The 11,866-nt window shown below is 54.7% G+C and carries 9 protein-coding genes; 7 read left to right on the plus strand and 2 right to left on the minus strand.

Going from position 1 to position 11,866, the window contains the following annotated elements:
• The first annotated feature begins 120 nt into the window (after positions 1-120).
• The 7 genes from N5C09_RS06755 to tus all read left to right on the plus strand — a co-directional run bounded on the left by N5C09_RS06755 (position 121) and on the right by tus (position 8,586).
• The gene (locus N5C09_RS06755) at positions 121-3,318 is read left to right on the plus strand and encodes a RecE family exodeoxyribonuclease (protein WP_279748698.1); all 3,198 of its coding nucleotides are present in this window, start codon (positions 121-123) and stop codon (positions 3,316-3,318) included.
• A 9-nt stretch (positions 3,319-3,327) separates the two neighbouring features.
• Entirely contained in the window at positions 3,328-4,413 is a 1,086-nt protein-coding gene (locus tag N5C09_RS06760) for a RecT family recombinase (protein WP_063448892.1), read from the plus strand.
• Between the two features lie 38 nt (positions 4,414-4,451).
• Positions 4,452-4,694 carry a DUF4060 family protein gene (locus N5C09_RS06765; RefSeq protein ID WP_047365628.1) on the plus strand — a complete coding sequence of 81 codons (243 nt, stop codon included), beginning with the start codon at positions 4,452-4,454 and terminating at the stop codon, positions 4,692-4,694.
• Between the two features lie 64 nt (positions 4,695-4,758).
• Positions 4,759-4,974 (plus strand): excisionase family protein, encoded by a 216-nt coding sequence (gene xisR / locus N5C09_RS06770; protein ID WP_023296467.1) that lies wholly within the window; start codon positions 4,759-4,761, stop codon positions 4,972-4,974.
• Positions 4,974-6,254 (plus strand): site-specific integrase, encoded by a 1,281-nt coding sequence (locus N5C09_RS06775; RefSeq protein WP_074160881.1) that lies wholly within the window; start codon positions 4,974-4,976, stop codon positions 6,252-6,254. Before xisR ends, N5C09_RS06775 begins: the two co-directional genes overlap by 1 nt.
• 29 nt (positions 6,255-6,283) lie before the next feature.
• The gene (gene rstB, locus N5C09_RS06780; protein ID WP_279748699.1) at positions 6,284-7,582 is read left to right on the plus strand and encodes a two-component system sensor histidine kinase RstB; all 1,299 of its coding nucleotides are present in this window, start codon (positions 6,284-6,286) and stop codon (positions 7,580-7,582) included.
• Positions 7,583-7,656: 74 nt separating this feature from the next.
• The gene (tus, locus tag N5C09_RS06785) at positions 7,657-8,586 is read left to right on the plus strand and encodes a DNA replication terminus site-binding protein (protein ID WP_279748700.1); all 930 of its coding nucleotides are present in this window, start codon (positions 7,657-7,659) and stop codon (positions 8,584-8,586) included.
• On the opposite strand, the gene fumC is transcribed toward tus, so the two are convergent.
• Both fumC and fumA read right to left on the minus strand, forming a co-directional pair.
• The gene (gene fumC, locus N5C09_RS06790; protein ID WP_279748701.1) at positions 8,587-9,981 is read right to left on the minus strand and encodes a class II fumarate hydratase; all 1,395 of its coding nucleotides are present in this window, start codon (positions 9,979-9,981) and stop codon (positions 8,587-8,589) included.
• Between the two features lie 176 nt (positions 9,982-10,157).
• The gene (gene fumA / locus N5C09_RS06795; RefSeq protein WP_063448897.1) at positions 10,158-11,804 is read right to left on the minus strand and encodes a class I fumarate hydratase FumA; all 1,647 of its coding nucleotides are present in this window, start codon (positions 11,802-11,804) and stop codon (positions 10,158-10,160) included.
• Positions 11,805-11,866: the final 62 nt, after the last annotated feature.

Consider the following 11,866-nt stretch of genomic DNA (forward strand, 5'->3'; position numbering starts at 1 on the left):
GCCCGTACGTCCGGTGCTCCCGACCAAAGTTACACCGGAAAACTACTTAAACAACCAAAGTTCACCCAATGGGCGCTATCTCTGGCCCGGGGATCTTACATCCAAAAAAGAGGATCTCACATGGAATTTTTCTATGTAGTTAAGGCTACGCAGAAATCTGGCAAAGAAGACGCAGTGATTTGGTTCACTGCTAAATCAGAAGCCCGTGCAAACCTACAGCTCGATGTTGAGCTGGAAGATGCCGGTATTGAAACCGGCCGCGGTAAGGATTATGCCAAACCGGTTCGCACCGATTTCCCTGTTTACAACGACCTGCCGGAAGAAAGCACAGTGGATTACACCTGGTGCAAACGCTACGCCCTCCAGGACGATGGACGCTCCTGGCTGCCAAAGGCTGGTACTGAGTCGACTGGTGCCGTGGACGAAACTGCCGCACCGGAAACGACCGTTAAAGTCGAAACTATCGTCGAGAGTGTCCCGCTTGAAAACCGCACTCCAGCGGTCCGTTTTGCTGTCCACCTGATCAGCGACAAATACCAGTCAAACATCACTAAAGAGCAGCAGCTGGCTGCAAGCGAAATGTCTCTGGATGAAGGCAACACCTATCTCCAGAATCTGCTGCTGGCGAAGAACGACATCCCTGAAGTTGCCGAACTCAGCCTGAACGCTGAGTGGAAACTGGTTCAGGCGATTAAGCAGGTCTTCGCGCCAGATGAAGAGCACGAAGTAAAGCTACTTACTGCTTTCATGGCCGACTGGTTGAGAGTAGATGCCGGCGACCGTAATGAGGTAGTGAGAGAGTGGAGGAACGGAAAGCTTACTCTGCTCAAATCAGAAAGAACCAGCGACGCCGATTTTACAACCGATCAGGTTCCAGAACCTGAAAACGGTATTCAGATTGACGAGAATGATGACGAAACCACACGTTATCCGGTCGTTCGTATGCCATTTCGCAAGCAGCTACTCGCTCAGTTCACCGCCGATGAACTGCGCCACCACTTAACCCGCGAAGAATACGAAGGTATCAGCGCGCTGGAAATGGACACAGACAACAGCTATGTCCAGAACCTGCTGCTGGCGGCAGAAAACTGCGAAGAGTTGAAGGGTTACGATACCAAAGACCTGTGGCGCTACACCGACGCCATTCGCAAAGTGTTCAGCCAGGAGAAGCGTCACCAACTCGCTTTGGTTCTCCGATTCACCAGAATCTGGGCTGCGACTGATTACATTGACCGCGGCACCCTGGTGCGCGAATGGGTTGAGGGTAATCGAATTTCTGAAGTAGGTTCTCCTGCACCTTTAGAACCAGAAAAACCAGAAACAACCGAATCCTATAAACGCGCTGTTGCCCAGAACATGGCGAACTTGAGCATTGAGATCGCGATTGCTCAGCTTTACCCAGATGCAGTACCGGGGCAAATCAACCGTACGCAACTCCTGGCCGCCAAAGAACTCGCTGACAAAAAAGATGAGTCGCACGCCAAGGCGCTCAAGGTTCTTAGTAAAACCACCGACATCCTCGACTACGACGCCAACAGTATTTTTGGAGTTACCCGCGCTATTTCATGGTCTGGAGAAGAAAGCACAACCAAACTGCGTAGCCAGGTGCGTGAGTGGTTCACGGCGAACGGCATCTATGAAAGCGGTGAGCGCTCTAAAGGCTATCCAGAATGGAACGAAGACTCCCGCGAGGTTCGTCATTCCACAGTGGAAGAACCAAGTACTCCAAGCCAGACAAAGGTCGCAAGCCTTGGAAGCGGCGTGTTCTTCATCGATGGCCTGATGGATGGAAATACCGAACCGGTCATCAATACCAACTCAAATGAAGTCGAAAAAACGGAAAACACAGCGGAGACCACCAGCGATGTGCAGATGGAAACGGCTAAGCCAGAAAAAGACGAAGATGTTGGTTCGGTACCACCGAGCGAAAGCACTGATGCAGCTAATTCGCAGACAGATTCCGTAGAAGCAGACCAGTTGCACGAAACAACAATTGACGTTCAGGAATCGAACCCAGAAGTGGAGTTCCCTGCATACTTCGAACCTGGCCGCTACGAAGGTCTGCCGAATGATGTTTATCACGCAGCAAACGGCATCAGCTCAACTCAGGTGAAAGATGCCCGTGTGTCGCTGATGTACTTCAATGCGCGCCACGTTGAGAAAACCATCGTCAAAGAGCGCTCTGCGGTGCTGGACATGGGCAACTTGGTACATGCGCTGGCGTTGCAGCCTGAACAACTGGACGCAGAATTCAGCGTTGAACCGGTAATCCCGGAAGGCGCATTCACAACGGCCGCGACCCTGCGCGCCTTTATCGATGAGTACAATGCCAGCCTGCCGGCGCTGCTGTCTGCCGACGACATTAAGGTGTTACTGGAAGAGTACAACGCCACCCTGCCGCCGCAGGTTCCGCTTGGCGCTAACCTGGAAGAAACGGCGCAGAACTATATGGCGCTGCCAGCTGACTTCCAGCGTATTGATGGTGACCAGAAGCAGACGGCGACGGCAATGAAGGCTTGCATCAAAGAGTACAACGCGACCCTGCCGACGCCGGTTAAAACCAGCGGCAGCCGTGACGCGTTGCTGGAGCAATTGGCAATCATCAACCCTGACCTTGTGGCTCAGGAAGCACAGAAACCGGCGCCACTGAAAGTGTCCGGTACCAAAGCAGACATGATCCAGGCCGTGAAGGCAGCCAAACCAGATGCCGTGTTTGCCGACGAGTTGCTAGATGCCTGGCGCGACAACCCGGAAGGGAAAGTACTGGTCACACGCCAGCAACTCAGCACCGCGCTGGATATTCAAAAAGCTCTTCTGGCACACCCGACCGCTGGCATGCTGCTGACCCACCCGAGCCGCGCCGTCGAGGTGAGTTACTTCGGCTTTGATGAGGAGACGGGCCTGGAAGTTCGTGTGCGCCCTGACCTTGAGATCGACTTGGACGGCGTGCGTATTGGTGCTGACCTGAAAACCATCAGCATGTGGAACGTTAAGCAGGAAAGCCTGCGCGCCAGGCTACACCGGGAAATCATTGAACGTGATTATCACCTGAGCGCGGCTATGTACTGCGAAACCGCGGCGCTGGACCAGTTCTTCTGGATTTTCGTCAACAAAGACGAGAACTATCACTGGATCGCCATCATCGAGGCATCCGCAGACCTTCTGGAACTGGGCATGCTCGAGTATCGAAAAGCAATGCGCGCTATAGCAACCGGCTTCGACACAGGGGAATGGCCAGCGCCAATCATCGACAATTACACCGACGAACTGAACGACTTCGACCTGCGCCGCCTTGAAGCGCTGCGCGCTCAGGCTTAAGGGGGATTTATGCAAAATACTAATGTTACGGTTACTGACCAAAACACCGTTGTTAACTCAAACGTGGCTTTGTTCGATTCCCAGTATCTGAACGCCATCAGCACGTTCGCGCAGATCATGGCGCAAGGCACCGCGACTGTTCCTAAACACTTACAGGGTAATCAGGCCGACTGCATGGCGGTAGCAATGCAAGCGGCACAGTGGCAGATGAATCCCTTTGCCGTGGCGCAGAAGACGCACCTGATTAACGGTGTGCTCGGGTATGAAGCTCAACTGGTTAATGCCGTCATTTCACGCAGCGGCGTGCTTGCCAGTCGTTTTGATTATGAGTGGTACGGTCCATGGGAAAAGGTTGTAGGAAAATTCCACATCCGTAAAGGCGATAAAGGCGAGTACCGCGTCCCGGGCTGGACCTTGGCTGACGAAGCCGGGATCGGCATCATTATCCGCGCAACCCTGAAAGGCGAAGACCAGCCGAGAGAACTGGATTTACTGCTGGCTCAGGCCCGTACCCGAAACTCTACCCTGTGGGCTGACGACCCTCGCCAGCAGCTGGCGTACCTGGCTGTCAAACGTTGGGCGAGACTGTTCTGTCCGGATGTGATTCTGGGCGTTTATACCCCCGATGAATTGGATGATCGCCGTGAAGAACGAGAGGTAAACCCTGCCTCAGCGCAGCACGTAAGCCTTGCAGACATTTCAGGTGACAACGTCACTACAACGCAAACGGCTCAGGAATCAGCTCAAAACATCGATGCACTTGCTGATGATTTCCGTGACCGCATCGAGGCGGCTCAGGATGTGGATAGCGCTAAAGCTCTGCGCGCAGATATTGAAACCGTGAAAGCAACGCTGGGTTCTGCCCTGTTCACTGAGCTGAAAAACAAGGCCGTGAAGCGTTATTACCTGGTAGACGCACGCAACAAGGTTGAGGCCGCAATCAATTCCTTGCCACCATCAGATGATCCTGATGCAGCTGCGCGGTTCGCAGAAGTAGAGCGCGTTCTTGCATCGTCGAAACGCCATCTGGGCGACGAGCTGCATGGTCAGTTCAGAATCACCCTGGCGGATATGAAACCGGAATATGTGGGCTAACGAGATCGGGAGGGGAATCCCTCCCTCAAGGAGAAGAAATGCGACTGATTAATCGAGGCAGTAAGCAATCCCCTTTGGCTCGCCAGGCATGTGAAATCGCACTCGCAGCCCACCAGCGAAGATATGGTGACTATGGGCGCAGCAAGATGAAAGAGACCTATACGGTGAGAGTGGAAGGCGTGAAGGTCTGGGTTGAAGTGGTCAACTGCAAGGCAAGCTACGTGGCCACAGCAATGACCGGCATGCGCCGACTGCGTTCCCTGCCCGGCCAGGCAAACTGAAACTGAAATATCAACGATTAAAGACCGGCATATCTATACTCATGCCGGTTACCTGAGGTGAACAATGTCGCAGGTAATTTACGATTCAGAATGGGGCGTTGCTTCAAAACTAAAAGAGAAGACAGGCCTTACAGATCGTCAGATTAAAAGCTATCGCCAAACCTCCTGGGTAGAAGGTGTTCATTTTAAGAGAATCCCATTGGATGGAAGCTGCTCCGAAGAGCGAGGACTTGTCTGGTACAACATCCCAAACATTAACAGGTTTGTGAAGGAGGCATAATGGCTGCAATGCCAACGGGTGTTGAGATCCACAACAATAAGATACGAATAAGTTTCAACTTTCAGGGCGTTAGATGCCGAGAAACATTGAAAGGATGGATCGTAAATGCTTCGAATCTCAAAAAAGCCGGGAATCTAAGGGCCAAAATTGTAAGCGAGATTCAGCTGGGCACTTTTGACTACCGGGGCGTGTTTCCGGAGTCAAAGGTAGCAGCAAAGTTTTATGCATCTAAAAATATTACGACGTTCGCAGAACTTGCAGCAACCTGGCACGAAAACCATAAAATCGATCTCTCCCCCAATGCCACAAGAAGCTATGGGATAGCTGTAAGAACGTTAACAAAACTAATTGGCCCTGAAACACTGGTTGCATCCATCACCAACAGCGACATTCTGGGCTGGAGAAAAGAATTACTGACTGGCGAGACTAACTATGCACCCGAAAAGAGGAGAAATAAAACCGGCCGCGCCGTTAGAACAGTAGATTATTATCTGGCCATCCTGCGACAAATCCTCGACTATGCGGTTAAAAATAAAGTCATTTCATATCAACCATATGTCGGGATAAAAAGGCTTCGTAAAGGGCAAACAAAACCAGACCCACTTCTGAGACATGAGTTTGAGCAGTTGAAAGAGACTGCTCCGCCTCAGCAAAAAAACATGTGGCAATTTTTTGCTTACACCGGCGTTCGGCCCGGTGAGCTTTGCGCTCTTGCCTGGGAGGATATCGATCTTAATTCCGGCGAAGCTAACATAGCGCGCAATCTAACTCAGGAAGGCTTGTTTGGACCACCCAAAACTGAAGCTGGATACCGGAGGATAAAGTTACTTGAGCCGGCTCTGGAGGCTTTGCGAGCTCAAAAGGTGCTAACGGGAGGTTCCCCAAAGGTACCAATCACTTTTCACCACCGGGAGTTCGGAAAAACAGAAACGCAGAAACTGCATTTTGTGTTTATGCCTCGACCTCAGAAAGGCAAGCAGGCAGCCTACTATTCAGTTAGTTCTATTGTGTCACTATGGGATATTACGGTAAGACGATCGGGCATTCGCCGCAGACGCCCCTATCAGTTGCGTCATACATACGCGTGCTGGATGTTGTCGGCAGGTGCTAATCCTGCTTTTATAGCGAATCAGATGGGTCATGAGAATGCAGAGATGGTCTTCCATGTATACTCTGCGTGGATAAATGCTCTCGATAGCGATCAGGTATCATTTTTGAATCAGCGCTTTGGCGGATATGCTAATGCCCCTATAGTGCCCCTGAAGCTAAAAACAATGTAGTTAATTTGTTGATTTTCCGGTGATATTTAATGAAAAAGCTGTTTGTACAGTTTTACCTTCTGCTGTTTGTCTGCTTCCTGGTAATGACGATGCTGGTCGGGTTGGTCTATAAATTCACCGCAGAGCGCGCGGGCAGACAATCTCTGGACGACCTGATGAAAAGCTCCCTCTATCTGATGCGCAGCGAGCTGCGTGAAATTCCCCCGCATGACTGGGCACGCACCTTAAAAGAGCTGGATCTGAATCTGTCGTTTGACCTGCGCATCGAGCCGATGAAGGATTTTGATTTAGCGCCGCCCGCGATGCAGCGCCTGCGCGACGGAGACATCGTGGCGCTGGACGAAAAATACACCTTTATTCAGCGTATTCCCCGCAGCCATTATGTCCTGGCCGTTGGGCCGGTACCCTACCTCTATTACCTGCACCAGATGCGCCTGCTGGATCTCGCCCTGCTGGGCTTCATTGCCATCTCGCTCGCTTTCCCTGTTTTCATCTGGATGCGCCCGCACTGGCAGGACATGCTGAAACTGGAATCCGCCGCGCAGCGTTTTGGGGAAGGTCATTTCACTGAACGCATACACTTCGACAGCGGCTCCAGCTTTGACCGCCTCGGCATTGCCTTTAACCAGATGGCCGATAACATCAACGCCCTGATTGCCAGTAAGAAACAGCTGATCGACGGCATTGCGCATGAACTGCGCACGCCGCTGGTACGCCTGCGGTATCGTCTGGAGATGAGCGAAAACCTGACCGATGCGGAATCCCAGGCGCTCAATCGGGATATTGGCCAGCTAGAAGCGCTGATTGAAGAGCTGCTGACCTATGCCCGCCTCGATCGGCCTCAGACAGAGTTGCACCTGAGTACGCCGGATCTCCCCGCCTGGTTACAGACGCACATTAACGATGTGCAGAGCGTTAATCCTCAGCGAAAACTGCTGACGGCTATTACTCCCGGGGCGTACGGCGCGCTGGACATGCGCCTGATGGAACGCGTGCTGGATAATCTGATGAACAACGCCATGCGCTACAGCGAAACTACACTGCGCATAGGTTTAGATTTACACGGGAGCCAGGCGATTCTGCATGTGGAAGACGATGGTCCCGGCATTGAGCCAGCCGAGCGTGAAAAGGTGTTCGAGCCGTTTGTGCGCCTCGACCCCAGCCGCGACCGCGCTACCGGCGGCTGTGGCCTGGGGCTGGCGATTGTCCGATCCATTGCCCAGGCGATGGGCGGCACGGTTCGCTGCGAAGCGAGCGAGCTGGGAGGGGCCCGTTTCGTCTTTAGCTGGCCGATCTATCACAACATTCCCCTTCCCGTACCTGCCTGACCTAAACCGCACGCTGGCATGGCCCGGCGTGTTGTGCTATACCTCTAGTATGTTGTAACTAATTAGGGGCGATCATGGCGACTTACGATCTCATCGAAAGGCTGAACACCACGTTTCGGGAAATAGAGCAGGCGTTGTTGACCCTGACGGGGCAACTACAGGGCTGCCGCCTGCTGGCCGCCCGCGTCTTTTCCCTGCCCGACGTGGCGAAAGGCGCGGAACACGATCCGCTGAACACCATTGAAGTGACGCAGCATATTGGTAAGGCTGCCCTGGAGCTGACGTTGCAGCACTATCGCCGCCTGTTCATCCAGCAGCAGTCCGAAAATCGCAGCAGTAAGGCCGCCGTTCGCCTGCCCGGCGTCATCTGTCTGCAAACGGATACCGCAACGCGTGAAGAGATTGAGGCGCAGATTACGCATATTAATGCGCTGAAAGCCGCCTTCGAGAAGATCGTGACCGTTGAGTCCGGGCTGGCGCCCGCAGCCCGCTTTGAATGGGTGCATCGCCAGCTTCCGGGGCTGATCACCCTGAACGCTTACCGCTCGCTGACGGTACTGCGCCACCCCGCCACGCTGCGCTTCGGCTGGGCCAACAAGCACATCATTAAAAACTTCACGCGCGATGAGATCCTGGCGCAGCTGGAGAAAAGCCTGAAATCGCCGCGGACGGTCGCCCCGTGGTCGCGGGAACAGTGGATTGAACGGCTGGAGCAGGAGTACCACAGCATTGCCTCCCTGCCGGCTGAGTCGCGTCTTAAGATAAAGCGTCCGGTGAAGGTGCAGCCTATCGCCCGCGTCTGGTATGCCGGGCAGCAAAAGCAGGTGCAGTATGCCTGCCCAACGCCGCTGATTGCGCTCTACGATGCGGATCGGGGTGCGGTAGTGCCGGATATCGGGGAACTGCTGAACTACGATGCCGAAAACGTTCAGCATCGCTATAAACCCCAGGCGCAGCCGCTACAGCTGATTATTCCGCGGCTGCACCTGTATGTGGCGCAGTGATTACTTAAAGCTGCCCACCATCGCTTCCGGGCGGACCCAGGCGTCAAACTCGGCGTCCGTCAGGTAGCCCAGCGCCAGCGCAGAGGCTTTCAGGGTAAGCCCCTCTTTGTGCGCTTTTTTCGCGATTTCGGCCGCTTTGTCATAGCCGATATGGGTGTTCAACGCCGTTACCAGCATTAAGGACTCATTCAGCAGCTGGCTGATTCGCTCACGATTTGGCTCAATGCCCACCGCGCAGTGCTCGTTAAAGCTCTCCATGCCGTCGGCCAGCAGACGAATCGATTGCAGTACGTTGTGGATCACCATCGGGCGATAGACGTTAAGCTCGAAGTTACCCGACGCGCCGCCCATGTTCACCGCCACGTCATTACCCATCACCTGGCAGCACAGCATGGTCATGGCTTCGCACTGCGTTGGGTTCACTTTACCCGGCATAATGGAGCTGCCCGGCTCGTTTTCCGGAATGCTGATCTCGCCGATGCCGCAGCGCGGGCCGGAGGCCAGCCAGCGGACGTCGTTGGCGATTTTCATCAGCGAGGCTGCCAGCCCTTTCAGCGCGCCATGGGTGTGAACCAGCGCATCGCAGGTCGCCAGCGCTTCGAACTTATTCGGGGCGGTAACAAACGCCTGCCCGGTGATCTTCGCCAGCTCGTCGGCCACGCGCACCGCGTACTCGGGATGGGTATTTAACCCGGTGCCAACCGCCGTTCCGCCAAGCGCCAGCTCCGCCAGGTGCGGCAGGCTGTGTTCGATATGCTTAAGGTTGTGCTTCAGCATCGCCACCCAGCCGGAAATTTCCTGGCCGAGCGTCAGCGGCGTAGCGTCCTGAAGATGCGTACGACCAATTTTAACGATGTCGCGGAAAGCCTGCGCTTTCTCATTAAGCGTCGATTTGAGCACGTTGAGCTGCGGAATAAGCTGCTCGCGGACAGCAATGACAGCCGCCACGTGCATGGCCGTCGGGAACACGTCGTTGGAACTCTGGCTTTTGTTCACGTCATCGTTCGGGTGAACCTTACGCTCCATGCCGCGCGCGCCGCCAAGCAGCTCGCTCGCGCGGTTCGCCAGCACCTCGTTCATGTTCATGTTGCTCTGGGTGCCTGAACCGGTCTGCCAGATGGCGAGGGGGAATTCGTCGGGATGCTTGCCCGCCAGCACTTCGTCGGCGGCGTTAATGATGGCGCTGGCCTTATCGGCATCCAGCAGGCCCAAATCCTGGTTTACTTTGGCGGCTGCGCGTTTGGTCAACGCCAGCGCCTGGATGAGCGAGACAGGCATTTTTTCTGTCGAAATGCGGAAATGCTCCAGCGAACGCTGGGTTTGCGCGCCCCATAGCTTGTCGGCCGGGACGTCGATGGCGCCCATAGAGTCTTTCTCGCGGCGATGCATTGTCATTACTTACTCCTTGATAACAAAGATGGGATTGCTCACATGCTTAAGAGATAAGTATTGATGACTTCTGAGAAACGTTATGGCGCTTTGTGCGCTCTTTTTGACGTCGGGTGGCGCTGACGCCTTACCCGACCTACGAGAATGTAGGCCGGGTAAGCGCCACCCGGCAATTTACAGAATTACTTCACACATGCCGAACACTGAGACGACTGGATCTGTTTGAAGAAGTCGTTACCTTTGTCATCCACGAGGATGAACGCCGGGAAGTCTTCCACCTCAATTTTCCAGATCGCTTCCATACCCAGCTCCGGGTACTCCACGCACTCCAGGCTCTTGATACTGCCCTGCGCCAGCACCGCGGCCGGGCCGCCGATGCTGCCGAGGTAGAAGCCGCCGTGCTTGTGGCACGCGTCCGTCACCTGCTGGCTGCGGTTGCCTTTCGCCAGCATGATCATGCTGCCCCCGTTGGCCTGCAACTGGTCAACGTAAGAGTCCATACGGCCCGCCGTGGTGGGGCCTAACGAACCGGAAGCATACCCCTCAGGCGTTTTTGCCGGCCCTGCGTAATAGATCGGGTGATCTTTAATGTACTGCGGCAGCCCTTCACCGTTGTCCAGGCGCTCTTTCAGCTTCGCATGGGCGATGTCGCGGCCCACGATAATTGTCCCATTCAGGGAAAGGCGCGTTGAAACTGGATACTGTGAAAGCTGGGCCAGGATCTCCTTCATTGGGCGGTTGAGGTCAACGCGTACCGCTTCGCCCTCACCCGCTTTACGCAGCGCTTCCGGGATATATTTACCCGGGTTGTTCTCCAGCTTTTCGATCCAGATGCCGTCGCGGTTGATCTTGGCCTTGATGTTACGATCCGCAGAGCACGACACGCCCATGCCCACCGGGCAGGATGCGCCGTGACGCGGGAGTCGGATCACGCGAATGTCATGCGCGAAGTATTTCCCGCCAAACTGCGCGCCCAGCCCCAGATTCTGCGCTTCGGTCAGCAGTTCCTGCTCAAGCTGCACGTCGCGGAACGCCTGGCCATGCTCGTTACCTTCGGTTGGCAGCCCATCGTAGTATTTGGTGGAAGCCAGCTTGACGGTTTTCAGGGTGCTTTCAGCGGACGTACCGCCAATCACAAACGCGATATGGTACGGCGGACAGGCCGCGGTGCCGAGGGTGCGCATCTTCTCGACCAGATAGTTCTTCAGCTTGCCCGGAGTCAGCAGCGCTTTGGTTTCCTGGTAAAGATAGGTTTTGTTGGCTGAACCGCCGCCTTTGGCGATGCAGAGGAATTTATATTCGTCACCGTCGACGCTGTAGAGGTCAATCTGCGCCGGCAGGTTAGTGCCGGTGTTCACCTCTTTGTACATATCCAGCGCCGCGTTTTGCGAGTAGCGCAGGTTATCTTCGGTGTAGGTGTTGTAGACGCCGTGCGCCAGCGCCGCTTCGTCACCGCCGCCGGTCCAGACGCGCTGGCCTTTTTTACCGGTGATAATGGCCGTACCGGTGTCCTGGCAGGTCGGCAGAATGCCTTTCGCCGCGATATCCGAGTTACGCAGGAATTGCAGCGCGACGTATTTGTCGTTCTCGCTGGCTTCCGGGTCGCTCAGGATATCGGCAACCTGCTGCTGATGCGCCGGACGAAGCATAAAGGAAGCATCGTGGAAGGCCTGCTGCGCCAGCAGCGTCAGCGCCTGGGGGTCAACTTTGAGGATCTCCTGCCCTTCAAACTCAGAGACAGAAACGTAATCGCGGGTTAACAGGTAATACTCGGTCCGATCCTGACTGAGGGGGAAAGGATCCTGATAATGGAAGGGTTTATTCGACATTGTTCTCTCACTTACTGCGTCGGTCTGTTTATTCAGGGCAGATGTTCCGCTGCCCGGCTTAA

The organism is Enterobacter sp. GD03975, from assembly GCF_029838645.1.
Classification (GTDB): Bacteria; Pseudomonadota; Gammaproteobacteria; order Enterobacterales; family Enterobacteriaceae; genus Enterobacter; species Enterobacter quasihormaechei.

Coding starts and splice junctions, on each gene's coding strand:
- rstB (WP_279748699.1), top strand. CDS start 6,284: ATGAAAAAGCTGTTTGTACAGTTTTACCTTCTGCTGTTTGTCTGCTTC.
- fumA (WP_063448897.1), bottom strand. CDS start 11,804: ATGTCGAATAAACCCTTCCATTATCAGGATCCTTTCCCCCTCAGTCAG.
- N5C09_RS06775 (WP_074160881.1), top strand. CDS start 4,974: ATGGCTGCAATGCCAACGGGTGTTGAGATCCACAACAATAAGATACGA.
- N5C09_RS06765 (WP_047365628.1), top strand. CDS start 4,452: ATGCGACTGATTAATCGAGGCAGTAAGCAATCCCCTTTGGCTCGCCAG.
- xisR (WP_023296467.1), top strand. CDS start 4,759: ATGTCGCAGGTAATTTACGATTCAGAATGGGGCGTTGCTTCAAAACTA.
- N5C09_RS06760 (WP_063448892.1), top strand. CDS start 3,328: ATGCAAAATACTAATGTTACGGTTACTGACCAAAACACCGTTGTTAAC.
- fumC (WP_279748701.1), bottom strand. CDS start 9,981: ATGACAATGCATCGCCGCGAGAAAGACTCTATGGGCGCCATCGACGTC.
- tus (WP_279748700.1), top strand. CDS start 7,657: ATGGCGACTTACGATCTCATCGAAAGGCTGAACACCACGTTTCGGGAA.
- N5C09_RS06755 (WP_279748698.1), top strand. CDS start 121: ATGGAATTTTTCTATGTAGTTAAGGCTACGCAGAAATCTGGCAAAGAA.